13 protein-coding genes and 2 tRNA genes are annotated in these 22,819 nt (G+C 37.3%); 12 read left to right on the forward strand and 3 right to left on the reverse strand.

The features are described 5' to 3' along the window. Window positions 1–53 precede the first annotated feature (53 nt). Window positions 54–2,609: an ATP-dependent Clp protease ATP-binding subunit gene (locus tag SJY09_RS02345; RefSeq protein ID WP_396637360.1), complete on the reverse strand. Its 2,556-nt coding sequence runs from the start codon at window positions 2,607–2,609 to the stop codon at window positions 54–56. Window positions 2,610–2,865: 256 nt separating this feature from the next. On the opposite strand from SJY09_RS02345, the gene gyrA reads away from it, so the two are divergent. Both gyrA and SJY09_RS02355 read left to right on the forward strand, forming a co-directional pair. Next, window positions 2,866–5,403 carry a DNA gyrase subunit A gene (gene gyrA, locus SJY09_RS02350; RefSeq protein WP_396637361.1) on the forward strand — a complete coding sequence of 846 codons (2,538 nt, stop codon included), beginning with the start codon at window positions 2,866–2,868 and terminating at the stop codon, window positions 5,401–5,403. Between the two features lie 33 nt (window positions 5,404–5,436). Then, window positions 5,437–6,699: a tetratricopeptide repeat protein gene (locus tag SJY09_RS02355; RefSeq protein ID WP_396637362.1), complete on the forward strand. Its 1,263-nt coding sequence runs from the start codon at window positions 5,437–5,439 to the stop codon at window positions 6,697–6,699. Between the two features lie 46 nt (window positions 6,700–6,745). Here the strand turns inward: SJY09_RS02355 and SJY09_RS02360 are convergent, their stop codons facing one another. Then, entirely contained in the window at window positions 6,746–7,495 is a 750-nt protein-coding gene (locus tag SJY09_RS02360; RefSeq protein WP_396637363.1) for an NlpC/P60 family protein, read from the reverse strand. Between the two features lie 17 nt (window positions 7,496–7,512). Further along, a complete protein-coding gene (locus SJY09_RS02365; RefSeq protein WP_396637364.1) occupies window positions 7,513–8,688 on the reverse strand; it encodes an acetyl-CoA C-acyltransferase in 1,176 nt (391 codons plus the stop codon). A 124-nt stretch (window positions 8,689–8,812) separates the two neighbouring features. On the opposite strand from SJY09_RS02365, the gene SJY09_RS02370 reads away from it, so the two are divergent. The 10 genes from SJY09_RS02370 (at window position 8,813) to SJY09_RS02415 (ending at window position 22,532) form a co-directional block, all read left to right on the forward strand. Beyond that, complete coding sequence (locus SJY09_RS02370) at window positions 8,813–10,849, forward strand: HD family phosphohydrolase (RefSeq protein ID WP_396637365.1); 2,037 nt, start codon at window positions 8,813–8,815, stop codon at window positions 10,847–10,849. Between the two features lie 137 nt (window positions 10,850–10,986). Further along, entirely contained in the window at window positions 10,987–13,362 is a 2,376-nt protein-coding gene (locus tag SJY09_RS02375) for a TonB-dependent receptor (protein WP_396637366.1), read from the forward strand. Window positions 13,363–13,532: 170 nt separating this feature from the next. Continuing rightward, window positions 13,533–13,621 (forward strand) — tRNA-Ser (locus tag SJY09_RS02380). 36 nt (window positions 13,622–13,657) lie between these two features. Beyond that, window positions 13,658–13,732 (forward strand) — tRNA-Pro (locus SJY09_RS02385). A 246-nt stretch (window positions 13,733–13,978) separates the two neighbouring features. Next, window positions 13,979–15,226: a TolB family protein gene (locus SJY09_RS02390; RefSeq protein WP_396637367.1), complete on the forward strand. Its 1,248-nt coding sequence runs from the start codon at window positions 13,979–13,981 to the stop codon at window positions 15,224–15,226. A gap of 142 nt (window positions 15,227–15,368) precedes the next feature. After that, window positions 15,369–17,069, forward strand: coding sequence for a PorP/SprF family type IX secretion system membrane protein (locus SJY09_RS02395; protein ID WP_396637368.1), 1,701 nt, complete (start codon window positions 15,369–15,371; stop codon window positions 17,067–17,069). A gap of 681 nt (window positions 17,070–17,750) precedes the next feature. Next, the gene (locus SJY09_RS02400; protein WP_396637369.1) at window positions 17,751–18,371 is read left to right on the forward strand and encodes a response regulator; all 621 of its coding nucleotides are present in this window, start codon (window positions 17,751–17,753) and stop codon (window positions 18,369–18,371) included. Between the two features lie 266 nt (window positions 18,372–18,637). Further along, window positions 18,638–20,122 carry a xylulokinase gene (locus tag SJY09_RS02405; protein ID WP_396637370.1) on the forward strand — a complete coding sequence of 495 codons (1,485 nt, stop codon included), beginning with the start codon at window positions 18,638–18,640 and terminating at the stop codon, window positions 20,120–20,122. 2 nt (window positions 20,123–20,124) lie between these two features. Further along, window positions 20,125–21,450 carry a xylose isomerase gene (xylA, locus tag SJY09_RS02410; RefSeq protein WP_396637371.1) on the forward strand — a complete coding sequence of 442 codons (1,326 nt, stop codon included), beginning with the start codon at window positions 20,125–20,127 and terminating at the stop codon, window positions 21,448–21,450. A 59-nt stretch (window positions 21,451–21,509) separates the two neighbouring features. Beyond that, the gene (locus SJY09_RS02415) at window positions 21,510–22,532 is read left to right on the forward strand and encodes a LacI family DNA-binding transcriptional regulator (protein WP_396637372.1); all 1,023 of its coding nucleotides are present in this window, start codon (window positions 21,510–21,512) and stop codon (window positions 22,530–22,532) included. Window positions 22,533–22,819: the final 287 nt, after the last annotated feature.

The following is a 22,819-nucleotide window of genomic DNA, read 5'->3' on the forward strand; positions in this document are numbered from 1 at the left end:
TGGACTAAAAAAAAGAGCCCTTGTAGGGCTCTTTTGTAATATGATTATCTCTGTTAATCCTGTTTTTTAGAGGATTTTTCAGCTTTTTTTATCTTTATGGTCAATTCCTCGTTCTTTTTATCCAGGTCCATAAAAATACTATCGCCTTCTTCAAGTTTTGAGTTAACGATTTCTTCCGCTAAAGCATCTTCGATATATTTTTGAATAGCTCTTTTCAATGGTCTTGCACCATACTGCTTATCAAAACCTTTCTCAGCAATATAATCTTTCGCCTCTTCCGTGAGATTTAAATCGTAACCAATATCGTTGATTCTTTTGAACAACTTAGACAATTCAATGTCTATAATTTGGTGAATATGTTCTCGCTCTAACGCATTGAAAACGATTACGTCATCAATCCTATTTAAGAATTCGGGAGCAAACGCTTTTTTAAGCGCATTTTCTATTACCCCTTTCTGGTGAGCACTCTCTTGCTCTTTCTTTGCAGATGTTCCAAAACCTACACCTTGGCCAAAATCCTTTAGTTGACGGGCACCAATATTACTGGTCATGATGATAATCGTATTTCTGAAATCAATCTTTCTTCCTAGACTATCTGTTAAATACCCATCATCTAAAACTTGTAATAACATATTAAATACATCTGGGTGGGCTTTCTCAACTTCATCTAGTAAGATTACAGAATATGGTTTTCTACGTACCTTCTCTGTTAGTTGTCCGCCTTCTTCATAACCTACGTATCCCGGAGGTGCACCGACCAGTCTAGATATGGCAAATTTCTCCATGTATTCACTCATATCTATACGAATGAGCGCGTCCTCAGAGTCAAAAAGCTCTTTAGCCATCACTTTAGCCAACTGTGTTTTACCTACACCTGTCTGTCCTAAGAAAATAAAGGAGCCGATTGGCTTGTTAGGGTCTTTTAAACCAGCTCTGTTTCGCTGAATGGCTTTTGAAACTTTAGAAACAGCTTCATCCTGACCAATAACATTGGACTTAATCAACTCGGGTAACTCCGAAAGTTTATTACTCTCCGTTTGCGCAATCCTATTTACCGGAATACCGCTCATCATAGAAACTACATCGGCCACATTATCCTCCGTAACGGTCTCTTTATTTAATTTACTATCGTCCTCCCATCTTTCTTGCGCAATGGCCAAATCTTTTTCAAGACTCTTTTCGTCATCCCTGAGCTTTGCGGCTTCTTCATACTTCTGCTTTTTAACGACAGAATTTTTAAGTTCTCTTACATCTTCTAATTTTTTCTCTAATTCCAAGATTTGCTTAGGCACGTCCATATTTACAATATGCACACGAGAACCTGCTTCGTCCAGAGCATCGATGGCTTTGTCCGGAAGAAATCTATCCGTCATATAACGGTTAGTCAATTTCACGCAAGCTTCTATAGCCTCGTCGGTATAGCTAACATTATGATGGTCTTCATACTTACCCTTTATATTATGAAGTATTTCGATTGTTTCTTCTACGGTGGTAGGTTCTACAATAACTTTTTGAAACCTTCTTTCCAGTGCACCATCTTTTTCAATGTATTGTCTGTATTCATCGAGTGTAGTTGCTCCTATACATTGTATTTCACCACGTGCTAGCGCGGGCTTAAACATATTGGAAGCATCAAGACTACCTGTTGCACCACCAGCCCCTACAATGGTATGGATTTCGTCAATAAAGAGTATTACATCGTCATTTTTCTCCAGCTCGTTCATTACGGCTTTCATCCGTTCTTCAAACTGACCGCGGTATTTTGTCCCGGCAACCAATGAGGCCAAGTCTAAAGTGACCACTCTTTTATTGTATAATATTCTAGAAACTTTCTTATCAATAATACGAAGTGCAAGCCCTTCTGCGATAGCACTTTTACCAACACCTGGTTCACCGATTAATAGGGGGTTGTTTTTCTTTCTTCTGCTTAAGATTTGAGAAACCCTCTCAATCTCCTTTTCCCTTCCCACAACGGGGTCTAATTTATTCTCCTCTGCCATTTGTGTAAGATCCCTACCAAAATTGTCCAAAACAGGAGTTTTTGATTTCTTAGCACCTTTCTGGCTAGAAGTAGAACCAAAGGTATTTTCTTTACCTTCACTGGTATCTTCCGAATCGCTCGGAAAAGATTCAGCTGTAGGTCCATCTACCATGTCGTCATCACTTGTTATCATAAATTTAAACTGTTCTTTAACGCTATCATAATCAACCTTTAGTTTATGCAACAGTTTCGTAGTCGGGTCATTCTCGTTACGTAGAATGCACAATAATAAATGTGCTGTATTGATAGAGGAACTTTGAAAAAGTTTTGCTTCTAAAAAAGTTGTTTTCAGCGCTCGCTCTGCTTGCCTGGTTAAATGTAAGTTCTTCTTATCTTTTTGTACAGCGGTGGCGTTTGGATTTGAGGGGCTAAGTATTTCTACTTTTCTCCTCAAGTGGTCCAAATCAACGGACAAAGCATCGAGTATACTGATAGCCTTTCCATTTCCATCTCTCAAAAGACCTAACATTAAGTGCTCCGTCCCAATAAAATCATGACCAAGGCGCAGCGCCTCTTCCTTGCTGTATGCTATAACGTCCTTTACTCTAGGCGAAAAATTATCATCCATAAAATATCTTATCAACTATAAAATTACTAAATCTCCTCCAATCATGGGCAAATACCGTACCTATATTCGTTAAAGTTGTTCTAAATGATAGAAAAGAAAACCAGATCAAAGTATTTCAACGTATGATTATTATCTATTATTACTTAGTAAAGTGTTAATAAATATTTTAATAAATACCCTTGGTTGTTCTTTGAAGGCATCGATTTTGCGTAAATTGTCATGCTTTTTTACTAATTAAAAAACATAAGATTTTAAAATGGCGGAAGGTGAAAAATTAATTCCTATTAACATAGAAGAGGAGATGAAGTCTGCCTACATTGATTATTCAATGTCGGTCATTGTGTCACGAGCCCTGCCAGATGTCAGGGATGGACTAAAACCTGTTCATAGACGGGTGTTGTTCGGAATGTACGAACTAGGTGTTAGGAGCAGTAGTTCTCACAAGAAGTCTGCGCGTATAGTTGGTGAGGTATTGGGTAAGTATCATCCACATGGAGATACTTCCGTATACGACACCATGGTCAGGATGGCTCAGGAATGGAGCCTTAGATATATGTTAATAGACGGTCAGGGTAACTTTGGGTCTATTGATGGTGACAGTCCTGCAGCAATGCGTTATACAGAGGCGCGCATGCGCAAAATCGCTGACGACATGTTGGCAGATATTGATAAGGATACGGTGGATCATCAGCTAAATTTTGATGATTCATTACAAGAGCCCACCGTATTACCTGCTAGAATTCCAAATTTACTTGTAAACGGAGCCTCAGGTATTGCCGTAGGTATGGCCACCAATATGCCACCACATAACCTTTCCGAGGTTGTGGACGGTACCATGGCTTATATTGATAATAACGATATAGAGATAGATGAGCTTATTACACATATTAAAGCACCGGATTTTCCTACAGGTGGAATCATTTATGGTTATGATGGTGTAAAAGAAGCATTTCATACAGGTAGGGGTAGGGTAATGATGCGTGCCAAAGCTACTTTTGAGGAAGTTCAAGGTAGAGAGTGTATAATAGTATCGGAAATACCTTACCAAGTAAATAAGGCCGATATGATTAAGAAAACGGCCGACTTAATCAATGATAAAAAGATAGAAGGGATTTCTACGATTAGAGATGAATCTGATCGTAATGGGATGCGAATAGTATACATACTTAAAAGGGATGCTATTCCTAATATTGTCTTGAATACCCTTTATAAATATACTGCGCTGCAGACATCGTTTAGTGTAAATAACATCGCCCTGGTCAACGGACGACCGCAGTTATTGAATGTAAAGGAGATGATTCATTACTTTGTGGAACATCGACATGAAGTAGTTGTAAGGCGAACTAAGTTTGAGCTAAAGAAAGCTGAAGACCGTGCGCACATATTGGAGGGACTTATCATTGCGTCTGATAATATTGATGAGGTAATTGCTATCATAAGAGCTTCTTCTAATGCAGATGAAGCGCGCGAAAATTTGATGGAGCGCTTCAAATTAACAGAGATTCAGGCAAAGGCTATCGTAGAAATGCGATTGCGTCAACTTACAGGTCTGGAGCAAGACAAACTGAGGTCCGAGTATGATGAAATTGTGAAGACCATAGCCGATTTGAAGGATATTCTTGACAAGAAAGAACGAAGAATGCAAATCATTAAAGATGAATTGCAGGAAGTAAAAGACAAGTATGGTGATGAACGTCGTTCTGAAATAAATTTTGCAGGTGGAGACTTGAGTATGGAAGATATGATTCCTAATGAGCAAGTTGTAATTACCATTTCTCGTGCGGGTTACATAAAGAGAACACCACTTACAGAGTATAAGACACAGAACAGGGGAGGTGTAGGTCAGAAAGCTTCTTCCACTAGAAATGAAGATTTCTTGGAACATCTTTTTGTTGGAACAAACCACCAATATATGTTGTTCTTCACTCAGAAGGGAAAATGTTTCTGGATGCGTGTTTTTGAGATACCGGAAGGTAGCAAAACATCAAAGGGAAGAGCTATCCAAAACCTTATCAATATTGAACAGGACGATATGGTCAAGGCATTTATCTGTACCCAAGATTTAAAGGATGAAGATTATGTAAACAGTCATTATGTAATCATGGCTACGAAGAAGGGAACCGTAAAGAAAACATCTTTGGAGCAATATTCCAGACCAAGACAAAACGGTATAAATGCGATAACAATTCGTGAAGGAGATGAGCTTCTTGAAGCTAAATTAACCACAGGTACCAGTCAAATTTTCCTAGGCCTAAAATCTGGAAAAGCGATTAGGTTCGAGGAAAGTAAAACAAGACCAATGGGGCGGAATGCTTCAGGGGTTAGGGGAATAACTTTAGCTAGCGAAAAGGATGAGGTCATAGGTATGGTTTCCGTGCATAATTTTGAGGATGAGCTACTGGTGGTATCTGAAAATGGATATGGTAAACGATCTAGTATAGACGATTATCGTATTACCAATAGAGGTGGTAAAGGGGTCAAGACCATTAGCGTAACCGATAAAACAGGTGATTTAGTAGCTATCAAGAATGTGACGGATTCTGATGATTTAATGATTATTAATAAATCTGGAATAGCGATTCGTATGAGCGTTGAAGATTTAAGGGTAATGGGACGAGCAACTCAAGGAGTGAAGCTTATTAACATTAAAGGAGATGATTCCATTGCTGCTGTGGCAAAAGTAATGAAGGACGATGAAGAACTAGATGAGGTAGAGCTTAGGGATATTGATGTAACTACTGAGGAAGATGGCACGGGAATTGATAATGGTGATACCGAAGAAACAGAATCTTAAAATTTAAACACTAATATTTAATATAATTTAAAAATGAAAAATAGAATTTTAATGGTAATGGCCTTATCGTTTACAATGATCGGGTTTGCGCAAAAAAATGAAATAAAAGCTGCGGAAAAAGCCCTAAAGGGTGGAGATACGGCTACGGCTAAAACTTCTTTAGAAGCCGCTTCTGGATTAATTTCCGGCGCTGATGAAAAATTACAAGCACAATATTATTTTACTAGAGGTAAGGTTTATAGTGATTTGGCCAAGAAGGGAGATAATGCTGCTTTTGAACCTGCTGTAGAGTCATTTCAGAAAGTTTTGGAAATCGAGACCCAAACCGGGAAAGAAAAATATACAGCGGAGACGAATCAGTTCATCGCCAGTTTAACGGCAGATTTGGTGAATTCTGCTGTAACGGATAACGGAAATAAGAAGTTTAAAGAAGCTGCTGAAAAACTCTATATGAGTTATAAAATAAGCCCTAAAGATACTTCTTACCTCTATTATGCAGCAAGTAGCGCTGTGAATGGAGGTCACTATGAAGATGCTCTAAAATATTACAATGAGCTGCAAGAGGTAGGATACGATGGTAGTGCCATAGTTTATAAGGCAACTAACGCTGCTACTGGAGAAGTTGAGGAAATGGATAAAACGCAAAGAGATTTGATGGTTAAATCCGGAACATATAACAAGCCGTTGGATGAGAAAACCCCATCCAAAACTGCGGAAATCGTTAAGAACACGGCTTTGATTTATACACAATTAGGTCAAGATGATAAGGCGCTTGAGGCTTATAAGGCAGCAAGGGCTAATGATCCCAATGACGTAAACCTAATTCTCAATGAAGCTAATCTTTATTTTAAAATGGGAGATAAAGAGAAATTTAAGTCGTTAATGGCTGAAGCTATTGCTGTAGCGCCGGATAATCCAGATTTACATTACAATGTAGGCGTTATTAGTATGGAGCAAGGTGATTTTGAATCAGCTAGAACTTCTTACAAAAAAGCACTTGAGCTTAATCCTGGTTATACCAATGCTTATTTAAATTTGTCCACAACATATGTGAACGAAGGAAATAGCTTAATAGATGAAATGAATTCACTCGGAAATTCTCGTACGGATATAGCAAAATACGACGAGTTGAAGACCAAGAAGGACGATTTGTTTATGGAGGGTGCTACCGTACTGGAGTCGGCTTTAAAAACAAATCCTGATAACCAAGGAGTACTTACGCAACTAAAGAATATCTACGGTGCCATGGGAGACAATGAGAACTTTATGAGAGTAAAGAAATTATTGGGCGAATAAAAAATTCGACTACTACAATTAAAAAGCCCTCATCTGAGGGCTTTTTTTATATAATCTTTTTGATGACCCGCAGTTTGTGGGTGTAGTTTCTTAAGTCGTTATTAAAGATTCCGGTATGGTCTAAACGATCAATCCGCACCATGCCATTTACATGAATAACATAATTGTTGTCCATAATAATGCCAACATGGTCTATAACACCATTGGAGTTATCAAAAAACGCTAAATCACCTGCTTCGCTCTCTTCTACAAAACTTAGTGCATCACCTTGAGTGGCTTGAGCCTCTGCTGTTCTTAGTAAACAATACCCGTTAATTCTATAAACCATTTGGGTGAAACCAGATGCATCTATACCAAATGGGGTCTTTCCCCCGTGTAGCTCCGGTGAATTAAGATATAGTAACGCTGTTTTAATGAGGTCTGCTTTAAGCTGTTTCGATTGTACGGCATTACCTTCGAATTTTATAGCAAGGGTTTTGGAATTATTTATAGAGGAGCCAAGTACTATAGGAATTAAAAGCTGATTTCCATTTTCGACATAAGATATTAAATCTGAAGTGTATCTATGTACCGATTTATCGATTTGAATATATTCCTCATCAGTAATGAAGGCCATTTGTCTATTTAAAATCCACCCTTCGGTTTTATCAAAAGCGACCCTTATCCGAGACCAGTATTTTCTTGATTCCAGTATCTTAAAATGTTCTCCAAATAGCAATTGAGAAATCATCTCCGTAGATTCTTCAGGCGTAATCTTTACTGGAACAGTGCTTAAGGGACAGATACCGTATTGCATGGGTTCTTTTCCAGGAATTAGTTTCTTTCCAAGATTAGGGCAGAAGCTCCGCCTCCTCCATTACAAATAGCGGCTGCTCCAATTTTCCCATCATTCTGTTCTAGCACATTTAATAGTGTCACTAAAATCCGAGCTCCAGAACATCCAAGTGGGTGGCCCAAAGAAACGGCACCGCCATTAACATTTACTTTGCTATCCTCTAAATCAAGTATTTTCATATTGGCCAGACCTACTACAGAAAAAGCTTCATTGAATTCGAAATAATCAACATTTTCTATGGTCACATTTGCTTTTTTAAGAGCCTTTGGTAACGCTTTTGCGGGTGCGGTGGTAAACCACTTAGGTTCTTGGGCAGCATCTGCATAGCCCGTAACCCTGGCAAGTGGTGTTATGCCTAATTCCTGAGCTTTAGCAGCACTCATTAGTACCAACGCCGCAGCGCCATCATTAATGGTAGAGGCATTTGCAGCTGTAACGGTACCGTCCTTGGAAAATGCCGGTCTTAAATTGGGGATTTTTTCTAACTTAACATTCTTAAACTCTTCATCTTCCTTTATAACAACGGGCTCTCCTCGGCGTTGAGGTACGGATACAGGAACAACTTCGTTATTAAATTTGCCTTTTTCCCAAGCTTGGGCAGACCTCTTGTAGGATTGTATGGCAAAGTTATCTTGGTCAGCTCTTGTAAACTCATATTTTTCTGCACAAGCATCTGCGCAAACACCCATTGCATTTTGGTCGTATACGTCCACGAGGCCATCTTTTTGCATACCGTCCACTAGTGAAGCGGGTCCAAATTTAGTTCCGTTTCTCATATGAACGTAGTGAGGAATCATACTCATATTCTCCATTCCACCCGCAACGATTATGGAAGCATCTCCAAGTTTAATGGATTGTACTGCCTGCATAACCGTTTTCATTCCAGAAGCACAAACCTTATTGATTGTTGTACAAGGAACTGTATCGGGAATACCGGCAAATATGGCAGCTTGTCTGGCGGGAGCCTGTCCCGTACCAGCTTGCACTACATTTCCCATAAGCACTTCATCGACTAACTTTGGGTCTAAGTTTATTTTTTCAAGTGCTCCGCTTATAGCCGCAGCGCCTAATTTAGGAGCGGGAACAGTGGATAACCCCCCCATAAAACTTCCAATTGGTGTCCGTGCTGCAGAAACGATAACGACCTCTTTCATATATCGGATTTAATTTAAAAGCGAAATTACTAAATTATGATGCAACCTAGTGGTAATGTCTCCATTTCCTGATTATCAGCTTATATTTTTCTATTTTTGAAGAATTCACAGCTAAAAATACCTCTTGGAGAATTTATATAAAAAACAGTCGCTTATCTATAAGTACTTCCTTTATGTTTTGGCCGTTGGTTTTATTGTATTCTTTTTTCCAAAAGGCGGTAAGTTCAAATATGAATTTCAAAAAGGGAAGCCTTGGCAATTTGAAAATTTATATGCCCCCTTCGATTTTTCAATCAAGAAATCGGAGGAGGAGCTTACACTTGAAAGGCAGGAAATCGAAAAAAATCAACCGCAATACTTTAGATATGATCAGGGTACGGCAGACGATATTCGGGTTAAATACAGCACTACTTTTGATAATCTTGTAAAAGAAAGCCAACTTAGAAATAGCACTAAATTACAATTGAAGAACACCGGGAATGTTATTTTAGATTCCATATACAGAAACGGAATTCTAAATAGTACCCAGGAAAGGATTAATGGTAACACCCTATTTCTTGTCAGGAACAATCAGGCAACAAAAACAAATATTTCAGATTTTTATAGTTTAAATGAAATCAATGATCTCATAAGGGTTGTCTTGAGCAATCGTGGTTTTTCCGCATTTGAGAAAGAATTTGAATCGCTTTTTTTCGACTTGGTTACACCAAATGTTTCCTTTGACGAAGCGCTTTCTAAAAAATCAAGAGAGGATGCCTTATCTAAGATATCGTATACCAGAGGCACCGTAGACGAAGGAAAATTAATCATTGCAAAAGGAGAAGTCGTTGAGGGTGAAAATTTAAAGGTCTTAGATTCCTTGCGTTCAGAATATGAATCTGAATTATGGACGGCAAGTAACTATTACTATATCCTTATTGGTTATACCGTTCTGGTAGCCTTAGTGCTTATGATGCTATTTTTATTTCTAAAGAAATATAGAAAAGAAGTATACGGCAACAACACTAAAATAACCTTTATATTTTTTAATATTCTACTCTTGGTTTTTGTAACTACCATGGTAGTGAAATATAATGACGGCCTTGTATTTGTAGTGCCACTATGTATTTTGCCCTTAATATTAAAGACCTTTTTCGATGCACGTCTGGGATTATTCGTTCATGTATTAACGGTACTTATTCTAGGTTTTGTGGTGCCAAATAGTTTTGAGTACATTTTTCTGCAAATTATTGCCGGTATAGTAACTATACTCACCGTTTCGGAACTTTATAAAAGAGCTAATCTTTTTGTTTCAGTAGGGCAGATAACCCTTATTTACAGTATAGCGTATTTAGCCTTTCATGTTATACATGAAGGCAATCTTAGTAACATAGAATGGTTTACACTTGGCTTGTTTCTCTTAAATGGAATGATAACGCTCTTCGTGCAACCCTTGATATATATTTATGAGAAGGTTTTTGGGCTAGTTTCCGATGTGTCCTTACTAGAGTTGTCGGATACCAATTCTAAATTATTAAAGGAGCTTTCCAATAAAGCTCCCGGTACTTTTAACCATTCGTTACAAGTAGCAAACCTTGCGGAAGCGGCTGCTAATAAAATAGGGGCAAATGCAATGCTTGTAAGGGTTGGGGCCTTGTATCATGACATCGGAAAGATGAATAACCCTACTTATTTCTCGGAGAATCAGATTACTAATGTGAATCCACATGATGAGATAAGTCCAAAGGAAAGTGCAAAAATTATTATAGATCATGTGATTAACGGTATTGAACTTGCACGAAAGAATAATCTACCGGATAGGGTTATAGATTTTATACGGTCCCATCATGGTACCACACTGGTATATTATTTTTACAAACTCCAAAAAGACTTGGAAATTGAAGTGAACGAAGAAAACTTTAGATATCCGGGACCACTTCCCTTTTCTAAAGAAACCGCTATTCTGATGATGGCAGATTCTGTAGAGGCGGCTTCTAAAAGTCTTAAAGATCCTACATTTTTGATTATCGATGAATTTGTAGACAAAATTATTACTGGCCAAATGAATGCCAATCAGTTTTTGAATGCCAATATCACCTTCAAGGAAATTGAAATGATTAAAAAAGTCTTCAAACAAAAACTAACTAATATCTACCATCTTCGTGTAGAATATCCGGAGTAATTCGTATTCGAAATACATTTTTGAAATTAAACTATTTGAGATTAGTCTGTTAAAGTATTCGTAAACAGGCCTCGCAATCAGTGTTTTGTTATTAATTTTAGAAGGAGAGTAATACTATTAACATAAAAAGCTTTACTATGATTGCTATAAGATCTATAAAACTATCATTACTTATAACTATTTTATGTTTTTCCTTTTATATGGGTCAAAATAAAGGTCCGAATGCAACCGATTTAGAGCAGGTTTTTAACGAAGAGATAACATACTGGCAAAAAGATGAAAAGGAAAAGCTTGTGCAATGGCAGGAGCGTATTTTAGTACATGTAGACAAGGATTTTATTAAGGAAGAACAGTCACTCTTTTTTAAGGCGTACGTTCTTACCGGTCCTAATAGGGTACGTGCCACAATTAGCAAAGTTTTAAAGGTAGAGTTGTTAGATAAACAAAAACAAGTTCTGAGAACGCAATACCATAAGATAACGGATGGGATGGCCATGGGAGCTTTTACAATACCAAAAAATCTTAAAGAAAGTGAATATACCTTAAGGGCTTATACACGGTGGATGCAGAATTACGGAGATTCCTTTTATAGCAGTACGTTGCTTCGAAATGAATTTTCTCCGCCAACCGAAGTTACGAATTTAGACGAAATGAAATCTTTAAAGCTTTCATTTCATCCAGAAGGTGGACAACTGATAGAAACATTGGATAATTGGCTTTTAATAAAAGCAACAACACAAGACAATAGGGATGTTGATATTAAGGGAGAAATTATTGATGAAAAAGAGAACATGGTCGTGGGTGTAACATCTTATGGTAAAGGTCTTACCTCTACCATTTTTACTCCAGAACCCGGTAAAACTTATAAGTTTAGGCTTCAATCAGGAAAAACATTTGATTTACCTCCCATATTCAAAAAAGGATATGCCTTAAAAGTGAATAACCTAAATCAAGATAACATAAGTATTCAGGTAGCTTCTACGCCCGGTCTTTTGAATTCGAAGATTTGGTTAAAAGGTAAAATGAGTGGTATCACTTATTTTAAGAAAGAGCTACGGATAAATAACTTATTAGAAATCATAGAGGTTCCCAAAGAAGGTATTCCCTTTGGAGTATTAACGATTTCCCTAAGTGATCAACAAGAAGATATTCTTGCTAAACGCCCAGTTAGAATAAATCCATCAGAACATATTAAAATGACTATGTTGGACCGTAATATTAATAGGGATAAAGGTGAGATTAGTCTTAAACTTAAAGTTACTGACAAGAAAGGAAACCCGATTAGCTCGGAGATAGCCCTGAGTGTAATTAATATACCTGAAGAAAATCAAATACAAAAGCTAGGGTATAGGTTGGATACTAATGAAGCTGACGGAATTTTGAACGTAAACAGAAAAGAACGTTTTAAGGAAGATTTGGCACTACTTACATCGGAGCTGCATATGACTGAAGAGCTACAGTCGGTTCCTTCAAGAATAAAATACCCTTTTCAAGAAGGTTTAGATTTGTTTGGTTATGCTTATAATCTGGATAATGAATTATTGCGCAATACGGCCGTTCAAATTATAGGCTCTTCGGAAGATAATGTATTGGCAAAAGAAATAATTACAGATGATACGGGATTAATTAAAATGGAGAATTTACAATTATCGGGAGAAACTGATTTAATATTTAGAACAGCAGGAGATAATAGCTCTTCCAGGCTCGTAAAATTTGTGCCTTTCCAAGAAGAATATAAGTCTAATAGTAGTTCTAGAGCGGTTTTAGATTTTAAAAAGCAAAGAAAAGGAGAAGTAACCCAATCTTCTCCATGGGAGTATTTGGATAGTGAGGAACTCGTAGAACTAAATGAAGTAGTGGTAGTTGAGGAGAAACTAAACTCTTCAAAATTAAAGCCATCCGTTTATGATGTAACCCCTGCAAAAATTATATATCAAGATAAGGAAAAGCCAAAAACGCTGCCTCAATTATTTTTGACTACGGCAGGCATCAACGTGATAAACTTAGGAGGATTAAACCCCGAACTAAGATTGCCGGCAGCTGCAGGAGCAGGACCTCTATTATGGGTTATAGATGGTATGCCAATGATGAATCAGGGAAATTCCTTAATGGAAGTCATGAACATCGTAAGTTTCGTAGATATTGAACGAATTGAGGTTTTGTATGGATCTGAGGCAGCTATATATGGTTCTAGAGCTTCAGGTGGAGCTATACTGGTATATACTAGGAGCGCTGCAAATCTTGATTATGTAAATAGAAAAGAAGGTCGCTTAAAGTTTCAGGGGTATCATCAATCTGAAAATTTTAATAGCGTTGCAAAAATTATGGAGAAAAAGCCCAAGCGCTATAGAGATCAAATAAATACTATATTCTGGGAACCAAAGCTCAGAACCAATGAAGATGGTGAAGTTTTTATTAAATTCAATACTGCAATACCCCTAGAGACGATTATGTTAAAGGCAACTACTGTAACCGCTGAGGGAGCGGTAGGTAATTTTACTACAGTAGATTGATAAAAAGCCAGTTAGACCATATTATGGCATGATCGGAAATTTAAGTTCAGAGTGGTTTCTATTTTCAACAGAATTATTTTTAAAAAACTACAAAAAATAGTTGCTTTATTATATTGAAAAAAGGTACATTTGCAACCGCTTTCAAGCGAAGTTCATTCATATAAAAATTAGGAGAGGTGCCTGAGTGGCCGAAAGGAGCGGTTTGCTAAATCGTCGTACCCTAACAAGGGTACCCAGGGTTCGAATCCCTGTCTCTCCGCTAATTTCTGTGAGAGACAGATTTAAGATAACCATTCGGGGTGTAGCGTAGCCCGGTTATCGCGCCGCGTTTGGGACGCGGAGGTCGCAGGTTCGAATCCTGCCACCCCGACAAGAGCCAGTTCATTTTTTGAGCTGGCTTTTTTGTTTTAATTCACACCCGAATTAGAAGCAGTATATTTTTAAACCTGTCATAAAGCACATCCTTATACCTGCTAGTTACAGATTTCGCGCACTTGCTTCAGGCATTTTTTCTTAATAGTCTAACGCAAAAACCAAAAACCTATGAATTTTTAATAAGTATCAGGTGAATTTCTTTTCGCAACTTTGACTTGTTAACCCCCAAAAACAAGTACACATGAAAACTTCATTGACCTACAGTATGGCAGTTGCAAGTATTTTAACCTGCTTTTGCTACATGCTAAACGCCCAATCAACTCATAGTCCACTCACTATAAGAAATGATAAAATCAGTGAGCAGCTTAAGAATTTTGAAGACCTTAAAGCGCAAGGATTTACCAAGGAAGAAATCTATCAAGATTTAGGTAATGCCTATTTTTTATCCAAGAACTATGAAACAGCACTTTTCTGGTATGATCGTCTTATGGAGATTAGTGATAATGGTAGACTTGAGTCATCCTACCAGCGAAGATATGATTATGCGGTATCAAAAATTGGACAGAATAAGGCTATGGTTGAAGATGAGGATGAAAATTGGACAGAATTGGTCCGATCAGATTATCAAATGACCAGTACTACTTCCGATAAGACAAAATACTCGTATAGGGATACTTTTAAACCCTTAAACTTCAAATCTAAATCAGAGGTAGTAACACTAAGTACCCCTGATCGTTACAATAAGGGAAATGATAAAGCGCAATTAGCTAGTGAATTCAGTTATGAAACACCAATTGTACTGACCGCAGATGGCAAAACCGCCTATTTCAGCAAAGCGGTTTACGTGAAACCACTTACAGGTATTTTCTCTAAAAAGTCCCTAGTACACCGTGTTTACAAGGCAGATAGAATCAATGGAAAATGGAAAACCATTCAGGAACTACCCCTATGCCCCAACGATTATTCCGCATTACACCCTGCAATTTCCAAGGACGGTAAACAATTGTTTTTCGCTTCAAATATGCCAGGATCTTTTGGAGCATATGATATTTACGTTTCAGAACTAAAGGGTAATGGTAATATGGGTGTAGCTAAAAATCTCGGTAGTAAGGTAAATACGCCAAAAAATGATGTGTTTCCTAAAATGGTAGAAGATGGTACTTTGGTCTTTGCTTCCGAAGGACATAAGGGCTATGGTGGTCTGGATGTTTATATGGTGGATGTAGACCAAAGAAACGTTGGTCTTGCGATTAATCTTGGCAGCCCTATTAATAGTGCAAAAGATGATTTTTCCATTCATCTTTCGAATAAGGCTGGCCTAGGTTATGTTGTTTCGGACAGAGATGGGGCATTAGGTGCCACCCAGAGAGTGGCATTTACTTATTCTGGTATTAAAAAAGCCAAAATAGATAAGGATTATCAGCTTTTGGAAGCTCTGAACAACAGCCAACAGACTAATTATTCCTCTTCGGTATTTGAGGATGAGTAACGATGAGTTACTAGGTGAACTTTTAAAAAGACCCCCGCAAAAGAACCGATGCCAAGAAGAAAGGTAGGCTAGATAAGTATTTAATCTTAACTGAACGGTTTCTCTTTTGAATACCCTTACCCACAATTTAAAACATATAAAAATGAACTATACTAATACAATATCCAAAAAGATAGGCTTCCTCCTTGTTCTTGTGATAGTTCTAGGCTGCTTATCAACTTATGGGCAGGAGACAAATGCTGACCTAAGTACGGGTAACACCTATCATAATCAGTTATTCTTCAATAGATTTTTAATTAATCCTACTTTCTCATTAGTTCGAGAGAATAAATCCTATTTAAATATACTGCACCGAAACCAATACGCTACGTTCGACGATAATAGTCAAAATTACTTTTTAGGTTTCAGTAATAAGCTCAATGAAAATACTGCTGTAGGAATTGGTGTCTATAGCCAATGGTCTGGCGTTATACAGGAATTCGGATTTAATGCTAATTACGCAACAGCTGTGCAACTTGGAGATAGTAGTAAGTTGACATTTGGTGCTAATGTCACTTATTTCAATCAAGGTCTGGATAGAAATAGGGTGGTGGTGTCACAGGAAGATCCAGAGATTTTAGAATCACGGAAAGAGAGTAAAATTGCGGTACAGCCAGGAATAAACTTATCTCTAGGCAACTTTGATTTTGGTCTTTATGCAGAAGATTTATTGAGATATAATCAGACAACGGATGAATTTTTGACGAATTTATCTACAAAAAGCGTTAAGGCCTCTCTGCAGTATACGCATACATTTGAAGCTAACAGAGGACTATTTGAGGATGCCCGTTTGATGCCCTTGGCCCAATTTGGCAGAAATATAGACGGCAGTCTCTATTATTTAGGTTCATTGGTATTAGACTTACCAAATTATGGTTGGTTACAGACTACAGTGGACCAAGAGTATGGTATTTCTGCAGGAGTTGGATTTAACCTGAGTAAAAAAATGTCGCTTGGTTATTTAATGGAGAAAGACGTGTCCCAGGACAATACCAACCTTGGGTGGAATCATGAGCTTTCTCTGGCCTATACATTTAAAGATGATGATGACATCAACGGATATCTAGATAGTTCAAATGACAGCAAAATTGACCGTATCGTGCGAAATTACGAGGAACAAATTGCGGATTTAATCTCCGAAAGAGATAAAGAGCGTAAGAAGAGAAAGAGTAATACGATTGCAAAGACAGCTATAGATACGGAAAGTAATACCGCATTGGCTTATCAGAACAAATTAGTTCTTGACGAACTTATAATACGACAGGATTCAATAGAGGAGGCGCGCACCGCTGCTTTTGAACAACGTTTTGAAACCGTTGTAAGACTTTTAAGAACTGATATTAAAAATAGCATAAGAACAAATCTTGATGAATTCAGTCGTGAAGAGAATACTGTTCTAGCCGCTGATAATTCTAATACTCGTAGAGACAATCGGTTCAATGATTTTGATGCCAGAACCTATAGTAAAACGCCTATTAAGATGTTGGGAAACTCGGAGGTAATTGGGGTTAAGTCTGGTTATTATGTGATTGCCAATGTTTATAAGAATAAGAAATATCTTAACGCGTTCATGGAAAGTCTAAAAAATAAAGGACTAAAAGCCGACAAATTCTACAATAAAGAGAACGGTCTTTATTATGTGTATTTGGCTGATTATGATGTTAAGAAAGATGCGCAAACTGCGTTTGTATCCAATCTTCAAGGAAAGTACAGTGATGAAAAATGGATCATGCAAGTAGATAACTCCACCGCAACTGCTTCTAACACCTATGAGGATGAAGCCTCTTACAGTAGGGAGGAATAGAAATATATTATACTGTATTCAAAAATTAGATTGTGCGATATAGGGTTTAATATATTGTCGATAGAAGGAGGGGTGGTGTCCGGGGGGATAACTGGGTCCCCTCCTTTTTTATATAGATGCATTGTTTAAGATTAATAAAAAGTTTGTCTTACTACTAGTAAATGCATCTTTTCTCGATGAAAAACAACAAGACTATGCATTTGAACGAAAATACCTACGTAAATAACTAAGATATTTTTTTATTGTATATATTTCGACTATAAAATTGAACATCATTGTTAAACCCAAATCCCCCAAGAACATGGAAAATTTTCACCTACAACTTTCCTTAAAGTGTCATTCATATTCGGTTCTCAAAATCGTAATGATGGCAAATTTATTTAAAAACCTTTTTCCGTTAAAATCTAAACTGTCCAAATCTAACTTTGGTTCTAGTATACATTTTACTAGAGGATAGCTGCTTAATCCTTTATTAGTGAAAACCGTTGTGCGCTCCTATGTTATTTGGTAACACAGGTTAATCCTTGTTTTATAAATCTCGTGAGGTAGTGTGCCTTGCAGAACCGAATTGTATGCAAAGGCAATAGCCGTCATGTTGTTTTCACATCTCTTTATCGTACTTATTACTAACCCTTTTGCATTGCATGTTATGCCATTGCGATGTGATAAAATACTACCATTATGAAAACAAAACGCTCAAAAATTATTGTAATTGAAAGTGACGCAACACTTCATATAGCATACACTAACTATTTTGAAAAATTCTTTGAATATTCACTCGAAGGCATCTATTGTAATACCTATGACGCGCTAAAAACATTCAAAAAAATAAAGCCGGACATTATCGTAACCGAAGTTAACTTGGATACTATTAATGGAATAGAATCCATACGGTATTTTAAAAGAAAAGATTGGAATGTAAAAATTATAATGATTAGTCATAACAATGATTTTGACGTAATTAAGAAGGCTTTTAAAAATGGTGCAAACGGTTATCTCACAAAACCAATGAACGCAGATAAACTATACTACGCGTTAAACTGCATACAGAAAGAAGGAGCGGTAATGAGTAATGATATCGTTAAAAAGGTTATAGCCAATTTCAGACGAAAATCCTTCAAACTATTTTCAGAGCGCGAGAATCAAATCTTAGACTATCTAAGTAAAGGCGCTACATATAAAGTTATAGCGGATAAACTTTTTGTAACGACCAGTACGGTCAATTTCCATATTCAAAACATTTATTTAAAACTCGATGTAAATTCTAAGTCAGAAGCTCTTTCAAAAATTGAACAATTATAAGTGCCTACTTATGTTTTGAGAGGGTCCTTGGATGATTTTCAAGGGCCTTTTTTTAGTATTTTACGAAACCGATTTCGAAAATTTTCGTTAATTACGAAAATTTATGTAAATTATTAATAATCAGATAATTATATTATTATTTATGTAATAGCCTGTGGTTATTTCATATTGATGCTTCATCTTCACGTTGATTAATAGGGGTAAACACCGCAGTTTTATAGTATTTTAGAGAGGTAGAATCTTTTTTAAACTATAAAAACCAATACATGTATTATTTGGGACTTGATATAGGTAGCTCTTCCGTTAAAATTGCTCTTGTAGATAAAGAAACGGGGGCGAGCTTGGGCGTAGTTCAGGAACCGGAAACAGAAATGTCGATGCTCGCCATATCGAATGGATGGGCGGAACAGAATCCTGAGGATTGGTGGCAATATGTTTGCAAGGGTATAGAAAGGATTAAAGTACAATGTGGGGTATCTTCTGATGCTATTGTTGGAATAGGGATATCGTATCAAATGCATGGTTTGGTGCTAGTTGATGATAAAGGAAAATCGTTACGCAATTCAATAATCTGGTGCGATAGTAGAGCGGTTAAGATTGGACAGGATGCATTTAAGCAAATAGGAGAGAAGCAATGTTCAGAACAATTACTAAACTCACCCGCTAATTTTACAGCTTCTAAATTAAAATGGGTCAAGGAAAACGAGCCGGAAATATATGCACAAGTATACAAGTTTATGCTGCCAGGGGACTATATAGCTTTCAGATTCTCAGGTATCATAAATAGTACTATTTCAGGTCTTTCTGAAGGTGTTTTTTGGAATTTTCAAAAAGATACTATTTCAAAGACCGTAATGGACCATTATGGTTTCGACAAAGCAATTGTACCGGATATTGTGGATACCTTCAGTGAACAAAGCAACGTTAATCCCCTTGGAGCTGATCAGAGTGGACTCGCAGAAGGAACACCGATTCTCTACAGGGCTGGCGACCAACCCAACAATGCGTTGTCCCTCAATGTTTTTAAACCTGGCGAAGTTGCTGCCACTGGTGGTACGTCCGGGGTAGTTTATGCAATAACGAATAGTCTATCGGTAAAGGAAAGTGCTCGCGTTAATAATTTTGCACATGTAAACTATAAACAGGGAGAAGACCCTAGAATTGGAAAACTTTTATGCATTAATGGGGCGGGCATTCAATACCGATGGCTGCTAAATAATTTAGACGTTGCTACTTATGAAGAAATGAACACACTGGCATCAAAAGTTGCCATTGGTTCGGGTGGCGTTTGTGTTATTCCTTTTGGTAATGGTGCAGAGCGTATGCTGAACAATAAGGAAATAGGCACAAGGATTGTAAACCTTAATTTAAACAATCATTCTAAATCAGATTTGTGTAGAGCCGCCCTTGAGGGTATTGCATTTTCGTTTGTGTACGGTATGGATATCTTAAAATCGGACGGTATTACTTTAAACGTAATACGTGCAGGAAACGATAATCTATTTAGATCAGAAATATTTTCAAACACCATAGTCACCCTCATAGGGCATGAAATAGAAATTTACAATACCACAGGAGCAATTGGAGCGGCTAGAGCTGCCGATTTGCACAAGGGGAATTTTGAGTTATTTGGAAAGCGGATTATGGAGAATGACTACGTAAAAACTTACAAACCTTTACCCGAAAAGGATAGCTATCAAAAAGCCTATGACAATTGGAAAAAAGAATTAGAACTAATTATAAATAAATAAACATGGCATTATTAGGAGATAAAGAATATTTTAAAGGAATTGGCGAAATTAAGTTTGAAGGTAAAGAATCTGATAATCCCTTGGCCTTTAAGTACTATAATCCGGAACAGGTTGTAGCCGGAAAAACTATGAAAGAGCATTTTAAGTTTGCTATAGCGTATTGGCATACGTTCTGTGGGCAGGGGGCAGACCCTTTTGGACCAGGCACACAGAATTTTGAATGGGACCAAGCGACAGACCCCTTACAAGCTGCGAAAGATAAAGCAGATGCTGCATTTGAGTTTATCACTAAAATGGGTTTTGATTATTTCTGTTTTCATGATTTTGATTTAATACAGGAAGCACCAACATTTGCAGAATCTGAAAAACGCCTATCCCTAATAACCAATTATATAAAAGAGAAAAAGAAAGCGTCTGGCGTTAAGTTGTTATGGGGAACGGCGAACTGCTTTTCCAATCCAAGGTATATGAACGGTGCCGCAACTAATCCAGATTTTAATGTATTGGCGAGAGCGGGAGGCCAGATTAAACTAGCCCTTGACGCCACTATGGCCCTAGATGGGGAAAATTACGTGTTCTGGGGCGGTAGAGAAGGTTATATGTCTTTGTTGAATACTGATATGGGTAGGGAACTAGATCATATGGGCCAGTTTTTGACCATGGCACGGGATTATGCAAGAGCTCAAGGTTTTAAGGGCAACTTTTTTATAGAGCCAAAGCCAATGGAGCCGAGTAAACATCAATATGATTTCGATACCGCAACTGCTGTAGGGTTTTTAAGGGAGTATGGTTTAGATAAGGATTTTAAGATAAACATTGAAGTAAATCATGCCACGTTGGCCCAGCACACTTTTCAACATGAAATCGCTGTCGCTGCAAAAGCAGGAATGTTAGGTAGCTTAGATGCCAATAGAGGCGATTACCAAAATGGATGGGATACAGATCAGTTCCCAAACAATATTTTGGAAACAACAGAAGCTATGTTGGTATTCTTGGAAGCAGGCGGTCTACAAGGTGGTGGAGTAAATTTTGACGCTAAAATCAGAAGAAATTCAACGGATCTAGATGATGTTTTCCATGCGCATATCGGCGGGGCTGATAATTTTGCCAGAGCGCTGCTCACCGCTGATAAAATTATTTCCTCATCGGCTTACACTAGTCTTCGCGAAAAAAGGTACAGCTCTTTTGACGCGGGAAAAGGAAAAGATTTTGAGAATGGTAAATTAGATTTAAAGGATTTATATAACATCGCGACTGAAAACGGTGAATTAAAACTTCAGAGCGGAAAGCAAGAGTTGTTTGAAAACATAGTTAATCAGTACATATAAATAAAGCTTTAGGAATAAAAGGCCTTGGTAAACCATCAGGGCCTTTTTGATTTAATTGAATGAGAAAAATAACGCTTAAGGATATTGCATCAGAGTTCAATGTTTCAGTATCTACTGTTTCAAAGGCTATTAATGATAGTCATGAAATCAGCGTTGGCCTTAAGTTAAAAATTCAGCAATACGCCAAGGAAAAGAACTACAAGCCCAATAAATTAGCGTTGAATCTATTAAATAGAAGTACGCGCACAATTGGTGTCGTTGTCCCGAATATCCTAAATTATTTTTTTGTGCAAGTGCTTTATGGTATTGAAAAAATAGCGAATGAGAATGGCTATAATATTATAAGCTGTATTAGTGACGAATCTTTTGAAAAAGAGTCGAAAACACTTGAATTTTTAGATTCTGGTACCGTGGATGGGCTAATTGTTTCATTGGCAGAAGAGACGCAAATTCAGGAAAAAATTGCTTCTTTGAAGAACATCGCACGTAACCAAATTCCTTTGGTTCTATTTGATCGCGTTTCGGATTTAATTGATTGTGATAAGGTAATCGTAGATGATTTTGAGGCAGGTTATAAGACGACTAAATATTTTTTAGATATTGGATGTAGAACAATCGCTTTTGTATCTCCAATAGGTCAATCCAGTGTTGGGAAATTACGATGGGAAGGCTACAAAAAAGCACTGTCCGATTACGGATTGGATTACGATGAAAAGTTGGTTGTCAATTTCACAGATAAAGATGATTTGGACCTTTTAATGTCCTTTCTCTTAAATTATAAATCCATTCATGGGATAATGGGGCTCGACGAAATCACGGCAGTCAAAATTCTTCATATCGTAAAATCTAGAGGTTATAAAGTTCCTGGTGATATTTCAATCATTGGTTTCACCAATGGTCCCCTTTCAGAATATGTAAGCCCAGCTTTAACCACCGTAAGCCAGCATGGTAAATATATAGGGGAATGTGCCGCAAAACTATTAATACAACGAATGGATAGATCAAATGACACTATGCCTTACAAGACTAAAGTGGTCAAGACTAGTCTCATAGTCCGTGACTCTGCTAAAAAACAAGATTAAGGATTACATTGTTCCTCATGCGGATGCTACCAAAGTAGGCTATGCTTACGCTGTAAAATTAATTAATTTCAAATGATACGATTACCCTTCTTGTTTTGAACAGTAATAAGGCAGCTCTCTTTAATTTTAATAAGATGCGTTTGGATTGTTCCTTTAAAACTTGAAGAACTTTCTACTTGCACACCATGTCATACTTCTACGGTTTTGTGTAGCTAAACCTGAAAATCTTTGTTGTTGGTATAAAAAATAGGATATGGTTTTATTTTAAATCTTAAATTAGGGGAAAT

The organism is Maribacter sp. R77961 (genome assembly GCF_044594925.1).
Lineage (GTDB): Bacteria > Bacteroidota > Bacteroidia > Flavobacteriales > Flavobacteriaceae > Maribacter.